Annotated in this window: 12 protein-coding genes and 1 pseudogene; 6 read left to right on the top strand and 7 right to left on the bottom strand. The window is 58.7% G+C overall.

The features are described 5' to 3' along the window. Positions 1–35 precede the first annotated feature (35 nt). Together C2L64_RS52040 and C2L64_RS52035 are read left to right on the top strand one after the other, a co-directional pair. Positions 36–293, top strand: coding sequence for a DUF4242 domain-containing protein (locus C2L64_RS52040; protein ID WP_086916823.1), 258 nt, complete (start codon positions 36–38; stop codon positions 291–293). A 471-nt stretch (positions 294–764) separates the two neighbouring features. Then, positions 765–1,939 (top strand): IS3 family transposase gene (locus C2L64_RS52035; protein WP_090839379.1). Its coding sequence is split into 2 segments (ribosomal slippage): positions 765–1,038 and positions 1,038–1,939, totalling 1,176 coding nucleotides; the frame shifts between segments, so codons are not numbered across the junction. Between the two features lie 443 nt (positions 1,940–2,382). On the opposite strand, the gene C2L64_RS52030 is transcribed toward C2L64_RS52035, so the two are convergent. Continuing rightward, on the bottom strand, positions 2,383–3,405 hold the full coding sequence (locus C2L64_RS52030; protein ID WP_086916824.1) for an IS110 family RNA-guided transposase: 1,023 nt from the start codon (positions 3,403–3,405) through the stop codon (positions 2,383–2,385). Positions 3,406–4,746: 1,341 nt separating this feature from the next. Here C2L64_RS52030 and C2L64_RS56575 point away from each other — a divergent pair. Continuing rightward, entirely contained in the window at positions 4,747–5,739 is a 993-nt protein-coding gene (locus C2L64_RS56575; protein WP_086916826.1) for a DUF535 family protein, read from the top strand. 6 nt (positions 5,740–5,745) lie between these two features. Here C2L64_RS56575 and C2L64_RS52015 read toward each other — a convergent pair. Continuing rightward, a pseudogene (locus C2L64_RS52015) lies at positions 5,746–6,315 on the bottom strand (helix-turn-helix domain-containing protein); the annotation flags it as partial. A gap of 109 nt (positions 6,316–6,424) precedes the next feature. Here C2L64_RS52015 and C2L64_RS52010 point away from each other — a divergent pair. Together C2L64_RS52010 and C2L64_RS52005 are read left to right on the top strand one after the other, a co-directional pair. Then, positions 6,425–7,963, top strand: coding sequence for an IS3 family transposase (locus C2L64_RS52010; protein WP_086908662.1), 1,539 nt, complete (start codon positions 6,425–6,427; stop codon positions 7,961–7,963). A 399-nt stretch (positions 7,964–8,362) separates the two neighbouring features. Further along, positions 8,363–8,551 (top strand): hypothetical protein, encoded by a 189-nt coding sequence (locus C2L64_RS52005; RefSeq protein WP_090838394.1) that lies wholly within the window; start codon positions 8,363–8,365, stop codon positions 8,549–8,551. 610 nt (positions 8,552–9,161) lie between these two features. Here C2L64_RS52005 and C2L64_RS52000 read toward each other — a convergent pair. Next, positions 9,162–9,416, bottom strand: coding sequence for a hypothetical protein (locus C2L64_RS52000; RefSeq protein ID WP_086916827.1), 255 nt, complete (start codon positions 9,414–9,416; stop codon positions 9,162–9,164). A 533-nt stretch (positions 9,417–9,949) separates the two neighbouring features. Here C2L64_RS52000 and C2L64_RS51990 point away from each other — a divergent pair. Beyond that, entirely contained in the window at positions 9,950–10,204 is a 255-nt protein-coding gene (locus tag C2L64_RS51990) for a hypothetical protein (protein ID WP_086916829.1), read from the top strand. A gap of 829 nt (positions 10,205–11,033) precedes the next feature. Here the strand turns inward: C2L64_RS51990 and C2L64_RS51985 are convergent. From C2L64_RS51985 to C2L64_RS51970, 4 genes are all read right to left on the bottom strand, one after another. Continuing rightward, a complete protein-coding gene (locus C2L64_RS51985) occupies positions 11,034–12,533 on the bottom strand; it encodes an MltF family protein (RefSeq protein WP_086916830.1) in 1,500 nt (499 codons plus the stop codon). Positions 12,534–13,236: 703 nt separating this feature from the next. After that, the gene (locus C2L64_RS51980; protein ID WP_090838383.1) at positions 13,237–13,914 is read right to left on the bottom strand and encodes a carbonic anhydrase; all 678 of its coding nucleotides are present in this window, start codon (positions 13,912–13,914) and stop codon (positions 13,237–13,239) included. A gap of 18 nt (positions 13,915–13,932) precedes the next feature. After that, positions 13,933–15,246 (bottom strand): DUF2254 domain-containing protein, encoded by a 1,314-nt coding sequence (locus tag C2L64_RS51975; protein ID WP_090838385.1) that lies wholly within the window; start codon positions 15,244–15,246, stop codon positions 13,933–13,935. Between the two features lie 924 nt (positions 15,247–16,170). Continuing rightward, a complete protein-coding gene (locus tag C2L64_RS51970; protein ID WP_090838387.1) occupies positions 16,171–19,968 on the bottom strand; it encodes a chemotaxis protein CheB in 3,798 nt (1,265 codons plus the stop codon). Between the last annotated feature and the right edge of the window lie 115 nt (positions 19,969–20,083).

Below are 20,083 nucleotides of genomic sequence, written 5' to 3'. Positions count from 1 at the left end.
CGTGCAATGTGCAGTCGCTATTCAAGGGGAATCACATGCCGCGTTTTATGATTGAACGTAATTTTGCAGAACAACTTGAGGTCACGGGCGAAAGTGCTGCAAGTGTGAAGAGAATCAACGACGAGGAAGGCGTCGAGTGGCTCTTTTCGTTTCTCAGCGCGGACAAGAAGAAAACTTATTGCCTGTATGAGGCGCCCAACGCCGACGCCATCCGTGCCGCCGCACGTAGGGCTAATCTGCCAGCCGATGTGATCATCGAGGTAAGCGACTTGCGGCCGGAAATGTTTAACTAGGAGACGGGGCACGGATACATCATCTTATGGCTGAGAGTCTGCAACGACAGGATTGCCGCTAACTTTATCGGGCAGCGGCGGCAACCACCGATCGACGCGCTCGAGTCTGCTTAAGCGGCAGCGCGTCTCCTAAACCATGACTGGCATTCGTTCAAGGCGGGGACGGGTCGAGCAGTTGAGGACGCAATGCCGAAAGGCAGACGACGCCCTGGGTCATATCACCAGTTACGAAGGCGCATATGACGATGACTGGTGCGCCTCGGAAGCGGCCTTTATCCCGGCGTCGGGCCGAACGGCCGCAACGGGTCGAGCTTGTGTGAAAACACTGATCACCTAAACTGGATTAACTCATTCAGCATGGGTGACCGGATGAAGCGATTCATAGAAGGTGAAGATCGCAAGCAGGTGACATGAGGCCGGCTGAAAAAAGTGGATGCCAACGTTTCGTAAAATAGAGGAACGGAGGCATTGATGAATCGGATCCCGAAAGCGGTCTACACGAAGGAATTTCGCGAAGAGGCAGTCAAGCTCGCGCTGACGGAAGGCGTCGGCGTGTCGGAAGCGGCACGCCGGTTGTCGATCCCGATGAAGTCGCTGGCGAACTGGGTGCGCGCCGCGAAAGCGGGCAAGCTGAAGACGGTTGGGCAAGGGCAAAAACCACTGACTGACCTGGAGATGGAACTGAACCGCGTCAAACGGGAGCTGGCGGAAGTGAAGATGGAGCGCGATCTGTTAAAAAAGTTTGCGGCCTACTTCGCGAAGGAGTCGCGGTGAAGTACGGCGTGATTGAGCAGATGCGACGGGACTACCCGGTGCCGCCGATGTGTCGGCTGCTGGGTGTGTCGACCAGCGGCTACTATGCATGGCTCAAACGGCCACCCTCGTCCCGTACGCAACAGGAACCCCGTCTGGAAGCAGAAATCCTCGCCGCGCACCAGCGCACGCGGGAGACATTCGGCGCTGAACGACTGCAGAAAGATTTGACAGAACATGGTGTGCAGGTTGGCGTGCATCGCATCAAGCGATTGCGCAAGAAGCTTGGATTGCGTTGCAAGCAGAAGCGCAAGTTCAAAGCGACAACCAATTCGAAGCACGACCTGCCAGTCGCGCCGAACCAACTGAATCAGAATTTCTCGGTGAGCGCGCCGAACCAGGCGTGGTGTGGAGACATTACGTACATCGCAACCGACGAGGGCTGGCTGTACCTGGCCGGGCTCAAGGACCTGTTCAGCGGAGAGCTGGTCGGCTATGCGATGAACGAGCGTATGACCAAGCATTTGGTGATGCAGGCGCTGTTTCGGGCGGTCGCGTCGCACCGACCATCGCCTGGCCTGATTCACCACACCGACCGCGGCAGTCAATATTGTGCGCACGCGTACCAGAACCTTGTTAGCCAGTTCGGCATGCAAGCATCGATGAGCAGACGAGGAAACTGTTTTGATAATGCACCGATCGAATCATTTTGGGGGACGCTGAAGAGCGAGCTGGTCTATCATCGACGGTTCGCCACTCGGCAGCAGGCGCAGCAAGAGATCACGGAATACATCGAGATCTTTTATAACCGGCAGCGGACACAAGCGCGGCTTGACTACCTGTCTCCCGCCGCGTTCACGCAGCGTTTCTACTTGAACAAGATCGCTGCTTAACCGTTGGCGTCCACGAGTTCCGACCGACTTCACCTGAAACAAAGCCCTTAAACTCGTACCAAAGGCATCTCAGAGGCTCACTTCCTCGTCGTCGCCGTGATGACCGCAAAGGCAGTCAAACGCGCCGGTCCGGTCAGCGGTCACGCATCGCAGTGGAATTCCATCAGGTTTCCACACAGCCTATATGGACACCGCCCGGTTTGCCAGGTTGATCTTGTGTGATAGGTGAACGCGGTATCGGCTGCGGTCTTATATGCGGCCTTTTGCAAGCCGAAGCTGCGGGCCCTGATGGAATTCGCCAGGAACGTCCTCATCTGGGCCACGTGCTTGAAGCACAAGGCTGTGTTCAGGTTTGCGTTCCTGCGGTCCGACCTGTCTCGCCATCACATTGAAATCAACCCAAGCAACCTACCAGTCCTCAACGCTTCAAAGTGCTCAACCTGCTATGCGGGTCTGTTGCTAACATGGTGCGCTTCGTACGCGGTCCCGTGAGCGAGGATCGCCCAGGCGATCCTCGCCATTTTGTTCGCCAGGGCCACTGTTACTACATTTGCTGGACGTCGGACCTGCATTGCCTTTTGCCATGCGGTTGGTACCTTGGTGTGACACAGAACAGGGCGCGCTCCATGTATCAGCAACGTACGCAAGTATGGGTCGCCACGTCTGGAGATCGAGCCCAGCCGTATCTTTCCACCTGTTCCATTCTGACGAGGAACAAGCCCCAGAAACGCTGCGAACTCGCGCCCCGACCTGAATGTCTTCGCATCTCCAATTGTTGCCACTAAGGCCGTTGCAGTCAGCCGGCCGATCCCCGGTACTTCGGAGATCGCTCGACATGCCGCTTCTTGTTTCTGCCAGGCGCCAATCCGCTTCTCAAGTTGATTGATGTCCTCCTCAAACAGATTGATGCGACGCAACTGTTCGAGAAGGTTAAGAACTATTGATCGTGGCAGTGCGTCTTCGAGTTCTGCCATGCGCTCCCTGATCTCGTCGAGTCCTGCTACGCGTCCTGCACGAAACGTAACGCCGAACTCATACAGCAACCCACGCAGCTGATTTATCTGCATCGTTCGAAACTTGACGAGCAACGAGCGCATACGATGAAGGCTTAGCATCACTTGCTGATCCTCTGTCTTGGCGGCAACCGTGCGCATGCCGGGTTGCTGCACTGCAGTCCAGATTGCCCGCGCGTCCGCCGCGTCGGTCTTGTTCGTTTGTACGAAAGGTCGAATGAATTGAGCGTGTAACAGCACCACCTCGTGTCCGAGCGCGCGGATCTTACGCGCCCACCAGTGCGCACTTCCGCAAGCTTCGATCGCGACGCGACCGGCAGGGCGCTGCGCCAGAAATGCAATCAAATCTTCACGTCCGAACTTGCGATTCGCAATCTCGCCAGTTTGGGCGTCGACCCAATACATCTGGAACGCCCGTTTTGCAATGTCGAGTCCGTATGTCGTAGCATTCATCTGGGGCCTCCGTTCCTCAAGTGGTTGTGTCGCAACTCCACTTTGGCACATTGATGCGGTTCGGTCCTGGAGGCCCTCAATCGTGCCCAATTCCCCGGAGGGAGGGCGGTGTCCATTCCATCTGGGTCGAATATGGCAGTTCATGCGTGAGGAGTCGTACCCGATCATCTTTCTAACGCGAATTCGAGTGCGCCGGCCAACTCCGTTAATTCGCCGGTAATCGACCATTGACGTTCGAGTGGCCGCTCGAGATTCTGCAATCTCGGGCGCGCGTTCGAGATTCGGCTGACGCTGACCATCTCGGGTAATCGGCTCTTCCCGACCACTACGGTATCGACCGCTGCTGCGAGCACGGGCGCAGCGAGCAAAACCGGTATTCAGGCGCTGGCCGACTTAAGTGAAAAGCTCGCCCGCGTCGATCGCGGCAGTGGTGCTGCACGCAGTCTCGACTGCGGTTGGCCCGTATCAAATTGGCGTCACGGCCGTCAACGATGTGAAGCGCATCATCGGCGCCGTATCGACGCTCGCTGGCAATTTCGTGCGTCTGTTCGGCGGCGGCAATAGCGGCACACGGGCAGCAACACGCAGGTGCAATCGACCACGAAGGCTTCTGAACTGTTGTCAGCATCGTCAGCGGCGCGTGCATCGGTCATGATGGCGGGTGTCGCACTGCAAGCGGCTGCTGCAAACCCATCCGATTTGGCGACGCTCATCGAATTGGTGCTCTCGGCCACAACCCGCCGTTCACACGCGTCGTCGGCCGGACGTTCAGGCGTCGGCTCCGGTCCGGAACAGGCCATTCACTTCATACTTGTGAAGTGTTGGTCGTCGGCTATTACGTGGGCCCGATTTGGTGTCGCGGGAACATGGTCTGCAGAGGCCCCTAAAGACAAAGGCGGCGGGAACGCCGGTGATGAAGATAAAAGTCGTAGCCGGATGGGCGCTCAACCTCGCCTTCGCCGCCGGGAAGCCCGCCAGATAAGGCTGATAGCCACCCAATCCCGTCCCCCGCGGTGCGTTCCCGTTTTCAAATGCGGCACTTACGATGTCTCGGTGAGCGCTAGGCGTTATAAGAAATATACTGTAACATTATGTTACGTTTAGAGGCATCTCGCAATCCGGCGAAGCAAGTCATCCCGCCGTGAGAATGTTCCCATGAGCTGCCCGAAGGACTGGTCCATGGCATCCCGTGCGTGAATGCGCTTGTTGCACGATAGCGATCAGGCTATGCCATTAGATTAGGACTACGGTGTATTTTATTGAGCAGTTCCATTTGCCAATGCGGAGTCGACATTCGGGTGCACTCGAGCTGCGAATCGAAACACCGTCACATCGTGGTCAATGATGTCAATCTCTGAAATTTGCCGCCTGCTATCCAGGTGTATTCCCGGGAGAACTCCTCGTGACCTCTTCCGGCAGGCCCGCGTACTGATGTACGCACTGCTCAATCCGTTTGCGGCTCGCATCTGGTTGAAGGCACTGACGACAAACGCTTTGCTTGCGGATATTGCTGCCCGCAACCGGCGCTTTCTCGAACGTCCCTTCCATTGCTTCGCCCAGGTCGATATGCATGCATACGCGCGTGCCGAGTTGCTGTGCGGTCATTTTCGAGTCGTTGGGGAACTGTTTGGTGAAGATCTGGTGCGCAGGCTCTACCTGAACTCGGAATATGTGACGTTAGCATCGAGCGGAAGGTATGCACTCGTTGTGAGCGAGCCGGTACGCTGCTGGCGCGAAGGGTTGCTCACTGTCGCCTGGCGCGACGCGCTTGAGCACGTCGATCTTGCGTGGGCGACCGTCAGCTTCGAAAAGCATCCCGAATCAGGAAAACGGGGTGCTCTGATCGGGGGCCTGCAAGGGCCAGCGGGCGGAGACCGAGAGCGGGTGCGCGACGCTACGCGCGCATGCCATGGCTTGCGACCGAAGGCCGCTGTGATGGAAGCCGTCGGCGAATTCTGCAGGATAGCGAGAGTAGAGGTGCTCACTGGAGTGACCAGGCAAACGCACGTTTCCGCCGCAACGGCGGTTCAGTTTAGCGCGGACTATGACAGTTTCTGGCGTGAATCGGGTGGCGTTGAGGTCGATGGCCGGTTCGTGCTGCCGCTTCGCCCATATCACCGCGACATCAGCGAGGTTCCGTCAAACCGGCGCGCGGCATTTCGCAGACGACGGACGCTGATTGCGGACTTGCTGGCGCAGATCGATCGGGCAGTCGAGGATGGTTTGACTGAAGACGTGAAGCCGCCTCATCCGAGTCACGCGGAGGCCGACGACCATCTGCCGGAGCTTACTGTTGCCCTCGCAACTAACTATTGTGACGCGGAGCCTGCGTGACTTCGAGCTGAAGGTCGACTCCATCGCCGTGAAGTGCAGCGCCATCAGCCGCCCGGTCGCGTCATCGATGAACACCAGCAGCGTGCAGGCGGGCGCCCGGTCCTCAAACCAGCGGTGATCGCTGCCGTCGATCTGGATCAGCTCGCCCAGACACGCGCGGCGGTTACGCGGCTGGTACACCTTTGGCGCACGTTCCCTGCGCGGAATCCACAGCCCGGCAGCCCGCATCAGCGTGCGTACCGTCTCGACGGCCAGTTCGATGCCATGACACTCCCGCAGCTTCTCGCACGCCAGCGTCGGCCCAAAATCCGGGTAGCGCTCGCGGATCAGCGCCAGCGCCCGCTGTGCCTTGCCGGCAGGAAGCTGATGGTTGCCCGGACGGCCTCGCTTGCCCGACACCAGTCCGGCCACGCCGGCCGCCTCATAACGCCGCACCAGCCGCTCCACCTGGCGCACGCCCAGTCCCAGCCGTTCAGCCGCGTGGCCCGGCTTGAGCCGGGCCTCGGTCACGGCCTGAATGACCTTGAACCGGTCCACCTCGCGCATCGTCATCGTGATCGTCCCAGTCGCATTCATCGCCGGCGCTCCCTGAGGGATGTCCGGCGCTCAAACTACCTAAAACACGACATTTCTATTTAGCGGAAAGGGGGTGCGGCGGAATTCTTGGACCATCAGGAGGTAGTCCATGTATTCCTACGAAGATCGCATCCGAGCGGTCAAGCTCTACGTGAAGTTTGGAAAGCGCCTTTCCGCGACCGTTCGTCAATTGGGCTATCCCACAACGAAATCCCTCGAACGTTGGTATCACACATACGAGCGATGCCTGCATTTGCCGAGGGAACGTATTTGCGTGAGGCCGCGCTATTCGGCAGAACAAAAAAAGGCGGCCACAGACCACTACATGAACCACGGCCAGTGTCTGGCAGCAACGACAAAGGCCTTGGGATATCCGGGACGTGGGACGCTCGTCGCATGGCTCGACGAGTTGCATCCTGAACGAAAGAAACGCGCTCTCGGGAAGACTTCGGGTATTCGATACGCACCAGAGCTCAGGCAATCCGCGGTCATCGATCTGTGCACGCGAGGGGAAAGCGCTGAGGAAGTTGCCAAAAAGATTGGCGTGAGCCGCCCAACGTTGTACAACTGGAGAAATCGGTTACTGGGTCAGGAGGCTGTTTCGACCATGACACGCCGCAACGATCCGCCGCAGACCTCCGAGCAGACGACGCTGGAGCAGCAGGTCGAATCACTCCGACGAGACATCCGGAAGCTCCAGATCGAACACGACATCCTGAAGAAGGCCAATGAAATATTAAAAAAAGGCCTGGGCGTCGACCCGCAACTCCTGACGAATCGGGAGAAGACGGAGCTGGTTGATGCCCTCAAACAGACTTACACGCTGCCGGAGCTTCTTGCTGAATTGAGGCTTGCCCGTAGCTCCTACTTCTATCACCGGGCGCGGTTACAGAGTGCCGACAAGTATGCTAGTGCACGCCTTGCCATTGCAGATATCTTTGAACTGAATCACCGCTGCTACGGATATCGCCGGGTGCGTGCGGCACTCGGCAGACAGAAAGTCTTCATCTCGGAGAAGGTCGTTCGGCGCCTGATGAAGCAGGAAAATCTAAGCGCGGCCACGACGAGGCGACGTCGATACGGCTCCTACGCTGGAGAAATAGGTCCGGCTCCAGATAACCTTATCAATCGGGACTTCCGGGCCGCAGCACCGAATGAAAAATGGCTCACAGACATCACAGAGTTCCAGATTCCTGCCGGCAAAGTCTATCTGTCGCCAATCATTGACTGCTTCGATGGGCTTGTGATCAGCTGGTCGATCGGTACGCGACCAGACGCCGAGCTTGTGAACACGATGCTCGATGCTGCCGTCGAAGCAATGGGCAGCAGCAACAGCCGACCTGTGGTCCATTCGGATCGCGGTGCGCATTATCGCTGGCCAGGCTGGCTAACCCGAATACGTGAGGCCAATCTGATCCGTTCAATGTCGCGCAAAGGCTGCTCGCCTGACAACGCGGCGTGTGAAGGCTTCTTTGGACGGCTGAAAACGGAACTGTTTTACTCTCGAGACTGGCAGGCCATCAGCACCGACCAATTCATCGAGGTCGTTGATTCGTACATTCGCTGGTACAACGAGAAACGGATCAAGATCTCACTTGGCGCACTCAGTCCGATTGAATACCGGGAGAGTCTCGGGCTGACGACTTAAACCAGTCCAAGAATTCCGCCGCACCCCCAAACCGACATTTCTATTTGGGACCTACAGATAACCAGTTGATAATTGTTATTATGTAATATATAGGTAGGATAACTATCTATTATATCGGGAACGAAACACCTGCAAGGATTCGTCATTGATACGTTATGCATAACGAACTGGTCGCAATCGCGTCCACTGGGTCACTGGCTGTTGTTGCCGACTCTGTTTTATTCGGTTGCCGAGATTGGCGTGAAGCGCGTTAATGTCGACCTCCTCGTGGAATGGGTGGCATTGGTGAACTCGTGACCCGATCACGGCGTGTCGGCAACCGGTTCACTTTTGCATCGGCAGCAACAATCCTTCTGACCTGCTAGACTGAAAGTTCCCCTGCAAGCTATGGAGGGAGACATGACGACCGTCTACGTCGTGAAGACTGGCGAGAAGTTCCTCTGCACCGCAGAGGACGGCGATATCGGCATGGCGCCGGAGATTAAGGAAGCCACGTCCTTTCTCTCGTATGAGGAAGCGAACAAAGTCGCGAACGAGCACGCCGACCCCGGATACGAAATCGTGGCCGTCAACCGTACGAGACCCTGATGAGGAGTGCGCTACCAGGCGCTCAGTGAAGGAGGGCTAGCAATTCAGGAGGCGTCGTGCGATATGGTGCTACGGCCGGCTGCGTCCAAAACCATCTGAGAATGGGCAGCACTGTGCATCGCGATTCGCACGACGCGGTCGATGTGCATATTGAACGATTGCGTGCGACGCCTTTTGCAGCGGGAAGTACGGGTCGCCCACGTTCATCTGGCACACGCAACGGCATTGAGAACGTTGCGTCGCCGGCCATGAAGCCGGCCTTCGGCGTCGGTCTCGAATGCTGCTCGCGCCACTGCCCGATGACATACGTCGGGCGCGCTCCGCGCACAATGGTCACTACCAGACCCCTATCGATACGCGAGCAGCCGGCCGAACCTCCCCGCCACCGGACATAGGAGCAGCGACAGCAGCGCCTGCAAGCGACCGGACAGTGGCAGACTCCGGTCCCACTTGGCGAACCGGTGCGACCAGATCCGCCGAAACGCCAGCGCATTCGCGATTGCGAGACCAGGTGCGCGGGTACTTCGCCGCAATGCACGTCATGCTTTGCACATGGCACGTGGCTCCGTTCGGATCCAGTTCCGGTCGAGGGGAGCGGGCTGGAGACGGCCTATTCGGGTCGCTCCAAGAGGAGCGCCGCAGCACCGCGCGCATCAGCTGTCTTCAAGAGATCAAGCAGTTGCTCACAGTCGCTCGGAAACAGGCAGGCAAGCGCGAATTCGCTAATAGCTACGTCCTGACCTCGCGGCAGCAAATCCAGAACACCTGGGAATTTCTCGCAAATGATAAATCCAAGGCAGGACAACGCGGACAACACGACGGCAGAAAACGCCACCTTCTCGATAACTCGAAAATTCAATTCCATGACTGCACCCCTCGTATCAGTTGCGTCAAACCCGCGAAGACACGTTTGGTCGGCCTTTCCTATATCGGCATCATGAAATGGGGTACCCACATTTTGCCCGATCTGCCACGCCGTATGTCCAGCAGTATGGATGGGGCATTTAATCCAAAAACGTAACAATCGCGCTGAGGACAGTCGATGACATTACAATATACTTTCAGTAAATCCTTGGGCGCAAATGGTTCTATATCACCGCGGCGCCGCGATCTGGGCATCAAGCACCAGACGCGGCAATACCTTCGTCGCGCACGCATGCATTCTGAAGGATGACGGCGAACCCGTCTCACTGGCTGACTTGGGGCAGTTCGCGAGCCGAAGCTGCGCCTTCGCATTTGCCGTGCGTTGCGCGACTGCCTTCGTGGACGGCAAACCGCTACCTCGTCGGCCATTCCATGTCAGCTCCGGCAGGCACGAGTTAGTGGCCGTTTCTTAGTGCGAAAGCAACGATCCGATCAAGGCGGGTCATTTGTGAATCGGTCGATGGAGGAGTGTTGATGCTTACGCCTGCGGTAAGTCGTTTCCAGTACACCCGCGCATTTGGTGATCGTCGCACGTACGATGTAACGCTTAACGTGATGCGCAAGGACTGTGGTGTCTATGCATACGCAGCCTGGGTGCAATTCCGCGCGGAATATAAGGGTTCGGGGCTTATGCTGCCGCTGGTTGCCGATACCCATGAGAGCGCGATAAATGAGGCGCGAACCAGAATAGAGAACGATATTGATAATCTTATTGGCGTGGTCGAATAATGCGCCGCATTTTCGACGATGCGCGTGCGGTCGGTAGTGAGCGTCAGAAACGTTCGGGTCTCTTCGTCGGCGAGGATTTCCAAGGCCAATTAGCAGGAGTAGTTGACGTTCGCGCAGCGCACCAAGTCGTCATTTCAAGGTCTGGTTCGCCTCTGGGCGCTGCCGGTCCGCTGTGGGAGCGACTCGGCCAGTGCGGTCATTGGGCCGATCGTCGGCGAAGGCAACTGTTGGTCGCTCTGCGGTCGTTGGACCAACTGTTACGTCGAACGACAGCTGTCCTCCTGCCGGAGGACAGCACCCGATCGAGGCCGAGTGAAAACGCGCTCTGCCTGAAGCCTTCTTAAAAGTCGACCCTTCAGATCGCCGCGTAACGGGCTGATGGCGACTCGGGAAGGGCAAAGCGACACCCGAAAACCGAGTACTTTTGTGTTTTCACACGGCCTTATATGGACACCGTCCGGTTGAGCCGTTGTAGTTCCACGGGCTGGTATCAGAGCGGAACGGTCATCCCGTACCGTCGATCGAGGAGACGTCATAGGCCGCAGCTGACGTTGGCCAGTGATTCGTCAGCGGCCGTTATGCATCGCCTAGCCGCCAACTGACGGTTAGTTCAGGCGAATGACAGTGATGACTGTTCGGCAAGGGCAGGGAACGACCCTATGCAACATTCGGCTCGTCGATTTTGTTGTCCGGAGTAGGTTTCAAAGGAGACGCACGCGACTCGTGGCCTTGCGCGCGTGTCACCGTATCAGCGAAAATGCTCAGCCTTGCTGAAGCAGCTTCGCCGCGTGTCAGCGGAACGGGCGGCCACGCGGCTTGCGTTACGCGTTCAGCGGCCCAGTTGCTCCACTGCGCGGCTGCGCTGCGCCTGCGCTTCCTTGAGGAGGCGATAGGACGCGTAGTACTTGTAGATGTTTCGCACGTACGTGGTGGTCTCGATACCGATCTTCTCGGCCACCACAATCTCGACGTTGTTGAACCAGACGTCGGGGTTTAGTCCGCGGGCCGCAGCCTCCTTGCGCATCTTCGCGATGTTCCCCGGCCCGGCGTTATAGCTGGCGAAGGCGAACAGCGGCCGGTCCACCTCGGAAAAATGGGCATCCTGGAAGTAACGGGTCATCAGTTGATCTAGGTACTTCGTGCCGGCATGAATGTTCGACTGCGCCATCCTGATGTCCCCGACGTTGAGTTCCTTCCCTGTGGTCGGCATCAGTTGCATGATGCCGACCGCTCCCACTTGACTCTTCGCGTCCTGATTGAGCTGCGATTCCTGGAACCCTTGGGCCGCGAGCATCAGTGGATCGAAATCGTACTGCTGGCCATATTTCTCAAAGAACGCCACCGTCTGTCTGAAGCGCTTGAGTTCGGCACTCTCCGTATTGTTGTGAATCTGCTTGACGCCCTGCACATACTGCTTGAGGCGGATCTCCCCGACACTTTGCTTCCTGATGAATTTCTCATAGAAGTTGCTGATCACCGCCTGCAACTGGGGGCTGTTCTTGCGAATGGCCCAGCCAATGACCCCTCCCTCGCGCACCGCCATGTTTTCGTGCACCTTGATCTGCGGCAGCATCTGCGCCCACATGCGCGCCTTCCAGTCGTCAACGACCAGAATCTGAAGCAGGCCGATGTTCAGCATCTCCATCGCATCTTCATCCTCGAGCGCGTCTGGCAGCAGCACGATCCGGATCGGCGGCTTGCCGGCTTGCCGGAAGCGGCCGTTCAGTGCGGTCAGGCTCTCGTAATAGCTACTGTGGCGGCGGACGTCTACTGTCTTACCACTCAAGTCGTCGACCGTGGACAGCGCGGGTGACTTCGGACCGGTCAGAACGAGTTCGCGCGTTGGCTTGAGCGCGTGCGCAGTAACGAAGTCGGCCTGCGTCAGGCGGTCCTCAGTCACCGTCAGGTTGCCGGCTGCGATATCGCCAATGCCTTCCGCGAGGCCGGGCAGTAGCCGGTCGCGTGTGGTCGGGATCATGACGACCGTGATCGGGCGCTTGCCGAGGCGGTCGGCGTAGGTCTTGTTGACGAATCGTTCAAAGTCGCGCACGGTGTCCGCAGTCACCCCGCGCTCGTGCCCACGGTCATTGAAGTACAGCGTCCGGCTAAACGGGGCGAGCACTCGAATCATGCGGCGATGGAGCATCGCGTCAAAATCGCCGCGCCAAGGCTTGTTGGTCAGATCGATCCGACGCGGCGCACTCGCAGGAAGCGGTGACGCCGATGATGACGCAGACGCCGGCTGAACCGCAGGGCAAAGTGCACTCCATACGCAGAGTAAAGCTCCGAACAGGCCCGACACCAGCCACGCACGAGTGAAACGCATCATACACACCGTATTTCTTCGCTTTGTCTCGGCGGGCCGGCCCGTTTTGACAGTCGTCACGCGGAAGTAATGATCTGAGCTTTCGAGGCGTTTCGTTTCGCGTGCTCGGCCTCGACTCTTACAGCATAGTTGCGCGTGAAGACGGTTCAAGGCTTGCGGTGGTGTGACGGGCCGCAACAGCCGTTGCGTGTGGCCTGGAATCAAAATTATCCTGCGATCTCCAATCAGCGCCCGCGATATCGAGGCGATGAACGGAGGTGCGGCGACAAGAATGATCGCGCTCATGGGTGCACCCGCCCCTTGGTAAGAAGCCGGTTGAGGCAGAAGAGTTGCCCGTCACTGTCGCCCGTCGAACGGCGGGCCTACCCTCATGAACGGCCTTTGGCGAATCGATCGTGAACGACCACTCCTGGCCCAGGCGTACGCGTTCAGCCAGGTTGATCGTAAGCTGCCAGTCGAAATGGTTCGCCCTGCGGCAGCTTTGTGACGCCTCAACTCAGCGGGCACGGTCGGCCATCTACGGAGGATGGTCCGCGCCTTCGCGGGGCTATTCAAATGCCGGCTTCGTAACAGACAGCGGTGCTTCGTGTGCAGAAGATGTCCGTCGCGTCTCCTATCAACCCTCATGGCACGGCCATTCTCGCCGCGGCTGGCCCATGACCCATGGACCCGAGAAGGCATTTATGTAGAAGAGCTTCGCACACCTTCACCGCGCCCGTGCGGCAAGGCGCGCAATAATCCGATCAGCCATCGCGCGGTCGATGACTTCGAACGAGCGGCTCGTGCGCTCATAGGCATACATGTCGCCAGTCGCGATGTCGAACCACCAGCCGCTCAGTACCAGCGCCCCCGCAGTGACCTGCTGATGGACGATCGGGTAGGTCATCAGATGCTCGAGTTGCACAAGGACATTGAGTTGCGACAATTGGTCGTGCGGCTTCAGTCTGTCGTCGAGCGGGCCTTCGTGTTCGAGACGAAACGCCGCGTTGTTGGCGTGGTACAGCCATTTGTCGAGGTTCGGCGCTTTCAGCTTGGCGTTGCGTGTAGACACGGCTTTCATCGCACCGCACTCGGAATGCCCGCACACAACAATATTCGCGACTTTCAACACCAGCACTGCGTACTCGATCGCGCTTGCCTCGGAAAGGTCACCGGTAGAAACCCCTTCAGCAGTCGCCGGTGGTATCAGGTTGCCGACGTTGCGCATCGTGAACAGCGCGCCCGGATGGGTCGAGGCAAGCAGGTCAGGCACAACCCGGCTGTCCGAGCACGTGATGAAGAGCGCATCAGGTGTCTGCGCGAGCGCCAGTTCGCTGAACCGCTTCGCGTACTGCGGCAGCATTTTCTCGCGGAATTCAACGATACCCATGATGAGTTTGCGCATGGCTTGCCTCCGAGAGGGCTAGTTGTTCGCCGTCGAGTCTGCCGAACCTCCAAGCCCTTGCGAGTCGGGGATACGGGCCAACGCCAGATCCTCAGGAAACGGATGCTTCAAGGCGATCGCGCGATCGAGCAGTGTCAACTCGACGCGCAATGCGTCATGACGATGCTCCGGCAGGGTCTGGATGAGGTTCTCTATCGCCGCGCGCAGACGCCGCGCGATTTGAATGCTGCCCGCGCCACACTGTCGAATCTCGCGGAAACTAATGTGCACGAAGTCTTCCCAATTGGGCGTCCGCAAGATCACGCGCACCCGTCCCGACCCATCCGCTATCTCTTCGATGTGCAAAGACCGTTTGCCCACCATGCGCAATAGCCGGTGCAACTGGTCGATCGCAAGCACCGCTGTGGTGGGATCGTTGATCGCCGCCGACAGCGCTTTCAGCGCAATATCGACCAGGATGCGAAACGCGAACATGGGGTCCTGCTCCATCGTGCGTTCCGTCCCGAAAGCGACCAGTGTGCGCAGCCTGTTCTCATCGATTGCGCCCGCGTTCCCGTACAAATAAAACAGGGGATCATCCACCGCGACGAAATCACCGACTTGCGGCACGAACTCGATAACCGAGTTAGTGCGCCGCGCCTTGGTAACCAGTCTTTCCAGACTCACAGCCAGAACGATGCCGGACTTGCCGCGGTGACGAACAATGCGATCAGGTACGCCTCGCTCATTGTTACGATCCGGCGGCGCAATTACACCCGAAGTCGGGGCGGGATAAACGCTGTCGATGACCGCGATCCCTTGCCCCCCAACGCGAGCCACGAGGCTTACGGGACGCAGAAATTTCGCGGCGTAGTCAATGAGGAAAAGGAAAGCAACAACGGAAGCGAATCCGAATAGCGCTGTGATGAACACCTGAAGCTGGTGTACCTCACTCTCACCCATCCAGCCCAGCGTTCTATCGGCGAACAACAGTGTGAAAACGAATAATCCCGAGATGCCACGGATGATGTTATCGCGCAGAAGTGTCGTTGCGATGATCCGCGGGGTGTACTGCCCGCCAGCGACCTGGATTGCGACGAGCAATGAGCCGAACGTAAATACCAGAAACGCCAGGTCTGCGGAAACGATGTCGCCGACCAACGACCGCGCCCCGGTCATGGACAGCCCAAGAAAGCCGGTTTTCGGATCAAGGGTCCCTTGCCTGATCATCCACCTGCCCACCATTTCAGTCACAGGTTTCACCACGGCATAAATCGCGACTGCGATAAGTGGCACAGTCCACAGCGAAGATCTCAGGTAGCTCTTTAAGCTGTACCAGCGGTTCCAGTCCATGCCTGCTCTCTCCCTACGATTTCAAATTGCAGCGGAGACCAAGGTGTTCGAGTCCAAAACCGCCTGCTTTTGCCGCGATGCACGTGATCTGCACCGGCGCAAGGTCGTCAGCGTTGCTTCTGTCGATACCCGCGGCATCGGAGGATCCAGCACTGCCAGCAGGTGAACTGATCTGCCACTCCAGTACTGTCTGATCACACGGGTTAGGACGGGATTGTTACCGCCCTCAACCCGCTCAATAGACCGAGTCCGCCGGTCATGGGACGAGTTCCGCGCGGACCAGACTACGGACACGTGAACGTTCCCAGTACAATATGATCTCTGAATTTCAGGCCGGTCAATTAGACCTTAGGCCAACAGGTCAGCGACGCCGAGTTTCCCGGATGGCGCCTCGATGGCAGGGGGCCACGCTGATCGCAACGCCGCGCTACGGCCTCGGTCGCACTCAAAATTTGGGTTGGCTAGATTCAATCGGCTTTCCCGAAACCGTCTGCTCGCGATCGATCAACGAACACATTCCGCGAATAACAGTTATGGGCAACGATTTGCCAGCCGACCCGGATGTGTGGATGGCGGTTAACACCTCAACGCAGCCGTAGAGGTGACGCCGGGTTCAAGGTTCGGAGTGGGTCGCGTTTAGCCGATCGCGTCGGACAGCAGCCGGCCATGAACGGGCCCGTCACGTCCCGGTCGGGAATGCCCGCTAAGGAAGGTCTGAGCGGACACTCGACGCGGAGACAACAACCGGCGCGCGTTCTGATGTTGGGATGCCTCGATTAGTTTGTTGATCCACGCTCGTGCTGGGGAGTTCCGTGCCGCATGTCAGTTGTTCCACCTGGCGATCGTTTCAGTCGACCGGTGTGTCAGGTCCGCGCAAAGCGACGCCAATCTCACTGCGCCCGCTCTACGCCCGTAACGCATCGCTCACGGCGCATTGTTGGCAGGCGTGCGCCTGCTGCGGGATGACTCAATTAACGCATCAAGTTGTTCGAGATTGGCTGGCTTGACCAGATGACAATCGAAACCGGCCTGCTGGCACCGCTCGGCATGCTGTTCCCCTCCATACCCACTCAGCGCGATCAGGACAGCATCGGCCAGAGTTGGCATCGTACGCAACCGTTCTGCGACCTCATAGCCGTCCATTCCGGGCAGGCCAATGTCGAGCAGTACCACGTCGGGGCGAAAATCCTCTGCGCTCTGCAACGCGGCTGGCCCGTCGCAGGCCACCTGCACCACGTGTCCGTCGAGCCGCAAGAGCGCGGCGCTGCTTTCCGCCGCGTCGACATTGTCGTCGACAACCAGAATCCGGTGGGTAGTGGACGTCCCTTCTACGGATCGACCGGAGTTCGGTGCATGCTCCGGTGCGGTGCCTGGCGGCAGTGCCGGAAGCCGGACGACAAACCTGCTGCCGCGATCAAGACCTTCACTGGAAGCATGCACCGATCCCTGATGCAGTTCGACAAGTCGCCGCACCAGCGTCAGGCCGAGCCCGAGACCCGCGCCCCTGCGATCGGACGTTCGCTCCGCCTGAACAAAGATCCTGAAAATCGTCGGGATGAACTCAGCAGTCATGCCGATACCGTTGTCGGTGACGTCCAGTACGGCATCGTGCCTGTCGCGTTCGAGCGAAAGCCGGATGCGACCGCCGGGAGGCGTATACTTGATCGCGTTGCCGAGCAGGTTCGTCACGATCTGCTCAAGCCGCATCGTATCGCCCTCGACCGTCAGGCTTTCCTCTGGCAACTCGAGTACTAATTCGTGCTGTCGCATTCCGATTTCCGTCCGCATCGTTTCAACCGCGTGGCGAACCGAATCAACCAGATCGATGCGCCGAACATTGAGGGTGATGATGCCGCGCGTAATCCGGGATACGTCCAGCAGATCGTCAACCAGACCGATCTCATTTGCGAGCTGACGCTGGGCCGCAGCCTGAGCGGCCTTGATGGACGCATCGTCGGCATCACCGCGTTGCCATAACTGTAGCCCGTTGCGAATCGCAGCAAGGGGATTGCGCAGTTCATGTGCGAGCATGGCGAGGAATTCGTCCTTTTGATGATCCGCCGCCTCAAGTCGCGTCACCGCATCGCGCTGTTGGGTCATGTCCTGAATAGTTAGCAGGACAAGCGCCTGCCCAGGCCATGCGACACGCATTGCGTTCAGGCACATGGTGCGCGTGCCGATACGCGGAAACTCGTGCGTTATCTCGTAGTCCCGAACGCTGGTCTTCTCTGGAAGAATCTCTTCGAGCATCGTGCGCAGCGCAGGAATATCCCACTGGCCGTTGCCGAGAAGATACAGCTTCGTGCCAATCGTCGCCTCGGCCGCCGTCGCGAATGCCTGATAGAAAGCCAGATTGGCTCGCACGATGCGCAGATCGGCCTCAAGTACAAGGACCGGCTCGGCGATCGTTTCAATGATCGCCTCGGCGTAGTCGCGCGCACGGGTGACTTCATCGTGGACGGTCTTGAGTTCACGGACCCGGTAGCGCAACTCGTCGTTGGTCGTGGAAAGCTCCTCGTTGATTGACTGAAGCTCCTCCTTGGCTGTCTCCAGTTCCTCGTTGGTGCTCTGGAATTCCTCATTGCTGGAGAGCAGTTCCTCTTCACTCGATTTAAGCTCCTCCCGGGCGCTCTCATGCTCTTCGAGCGTTGCCCGAAGCTGTTCACGGGTGGCGTCCAGCTCGGCTCTGAGACGCGCGTTCTCCGCGTCCTGGACGCCGCGATCCTGCTCGCCCGTTCGGGCGAGGCCACGCTTCAAGGTCCGAAGCACCGCAGACGCGATCGAACTATCCCCTAACGCAGCTTGACCGCTTTCCGCTGTCCGTTGTGACGCGCTCTCAAAGAAGACGATAAACCACCGTCCATCGGCACCGGCGATCTGTATCTGATGCACCTCGATGCCTGCTTCGCCCGCGCTCCCCGCAGCTCCGACGCGCAGTCCTGTCCTGCGCAACGGGGCGCCACTCTGGCGGGCCTGCCGGACGGCTTCGCTGATGGCCAGAAACACTTCCGGTCGGGCGAGCCGTTGCAGGTTGCTGCTCGGTGGCCCTTCGGGATTGACCAGATACGGTCCGGTGTCGCCGTGAAACTCAATGATGTTCAGTTCGTCATCGCACAGGACATAGGGCGGTGCATACCGCGCGAGCGCCTTGCGCGCGGCCTCGCGCCCGAGCCGTTCGACTAGCGGCGGCTCGCGTCGATCCTGCGTCGAACTTGTGAGCTGAACCGCCGATTCGGGCGAAGACATCAGGCTGAGCGAACGGGCACCCGGGCGTCCGGGACGAGGCTTCTTGCTATAGAGCTTCGTGCGCTTGCTTTCGATGACGCCGAACAGGTCAGAGAAGGCGCCCACCGTTTCTGATGGCCCCAGCATCAGCACGCCGTCGGAACGCAACGCGTAGTGAAATAGCGGCATGACGCTTCGCTGCAGAACCGGATTCAGGTAAATGAGGAGATTGCGGCAGCTGACGAGATCCATCCGCGAGAAGGGCGGGTCGGTGGCAACGTTGTGACGCGCGAACGTACAGAGATCCCGGACCCCCTTGTCGACACGGTAATAATCGCCATCCCGTACAAAGAAGCGTTGCAGGCGCTGGGACGATACGTTTCGCGCGATGTTTTCAATATAGCGTCCTGCGCGGGCAATCTCCAGTGCATCGACGCTCACGTCGGTGCCAAAAATCTGGATCGGCGTATCCGCTGCGCGTTCTCCCAGGTATTCGATCAGGCAGATCGCGATCGAATAGACTTCCTCACCGGTCGCACAACCGGGAACCCACAACCGGATTGGCATATCCGGTTCGCGGTCTCCGAGCAACCTCGGAAATACGATCTGGACCAGCGCTTCGAACGTTTCGGGGTCGCGGAAAAATTCGGTCACCCGGATCAGCAGATCCCGTCCGAGTGCGAACACTTCCGTCGCATCGGATTCGAGCACGACTATGTAGTCGTCGACGGACGAGGTCTGACGCAGCGCCATGCGCCGGGACAGCCTGCGTTCAATGGTGCCGCGTTTGTAGTGCGTGAAGTCGACGTTGCAGGCCTTGTGCAGCAACCGGAACACGTGCCGCAGACTTTTCTCAGCCTGGGTTGCCGGCATCGGCTGATCGGCACCGGTATGTGGCTGCCGTCCGATACGCACGATCTCCTCTGCGATCTGCCGCGGGGGAAGCACCATATCGACGCATCCCGTGCCGATGGCTGCCTGAGGCATGCTGGCAAAACGGGCGGACGCCTCGTCCTGGGCGAAGGTAATGCCGCCTTCGTTCTGGATCGCCTTAAGGCCGAGCGCACCGTCGGATCCGCTGCCCGATAGAATCACCCCGATGGCGTTGGCGCCCTGGTCACTGGCGAGCGACTCGAGCAGGTCGTCGATTGGCATCGGTGGCCCGAGAACGTCGATGCGTGGATGCAGATTGATGCGCCGCTGCGCAACCCGCATGCGGGCGTTGGGCGGAATGACATAGACGTGATCAGCCTCAATGGCCATTCCCTCGATCGCCTCGACAACTGGCATCGCAGTATGTTTGGTCAGAATGTCTGGCAGCAGGCTTCGACGGGACGGATCGAGATGCTGTACGACAAGAAATGACAGCCCGCTCGAACGCGGGATCGTGGAGATGAGCTCGGAGATCGCCTCCAGTCCGCCCGCGGAGGCGCCGATTCCTACAATCGGAAAGGCTTGAGGCACCGGCTCTTCCTCTGCCGTTGGTATCTTGATCACAGGCTGGATCCCGTCCGGAGCAATCGCAGATTTTTACATGGCTGCAGCTAATTTTATGCCTGGGTACGTGCAGACAAAGCAATGAAGGAGGCTGGTCCGCCTGGGATTTTGATTG

This window comes from Paraburkholderia hospita (assembly GCF_002902965.1).
In the GTDB taxonomy this organism is placed as follows: domain Bacteria; phylum Pseudomonadota; class Gammaproteobacteria; order Burkholderiales; family Burkholderiaceae; genus Paraburkholderia; species Paraburkholderia hospita.
The sequence above is the reverse complement of the archived record's forward strand: the minus strand, read 5'-3'. Positions and strand labels throughout refer to the sequence as shown.

Coding starts and splice junctions, on each gene's coding strand:
- C2L64_RS52040 (WP_086916823.1), top strand. CDS start 36: ATGCCGCGTTTTATGATTGAACGTAATTTTGCAGAACAACTTGAGGTC.
- C2L64_RS52030 (WP_086916824.1), bottom strand. CDS start 3,405: ATGAATGCTACGACATACGGACTCGACATTGCAAAACGGGCGTTCCAG.
- C2L64_RS56575 (WP_086916826.1), top strand. CDS start 4,747: ATGATGTCAATCTCTGAAATTTGCCGCCTGCTATCCAGGTGTATTCCC.
- C2L64_RS52010 (WP_086908662.1), top strand. CDS start 6,425: ATGTATTCCTACGAAGATCGCATCCGAGCGGTCAAGCTCTACGTGAAG.
- C2L64_RS52005 (WP_090838394.1), top strand. CDS start 8,363: ATGACGACCGTCTACGTCGTGAAGACTGGCGAGAAGTTCCTCTGCACC.
- C2L64_RS52000 (WP_086916827.1), bottom strand. CDS start 9,416: ATGGAATTGAATTTTCGAGTTATCGAGAAGGTGGCGTTTTCTGCCGTC.
- C2L64_RS51990 (WP_086916829.1), top strand. CDS start 9,950: ATGCTTACGCCTGCGGTAAGTCGTTTCCAGTACACCCGCGCATTTGGT.
- C2L64_RS51985 (WP_086916830.1), bottom strand. CDS start 12,533: ATGATGCGTTTCACTCGTGCGTGGCTGGTGTCGGGCCTGTTCGGAGCT.
- C2L64_RS51980 (WP_090838383.1), bottom strand. CDS start 13,914: ATGCGCAAACTCATCATGGGTATCGTTGAATTCCGCGAGAAAATGCTG.
- C2L64_RS51975 (WP_090838385.1), bottom strand. CDS start 15,246: ATGGACTGGAACCGCTGGTACAGCTTAAAGAGCTACCTGAGATCTTCG.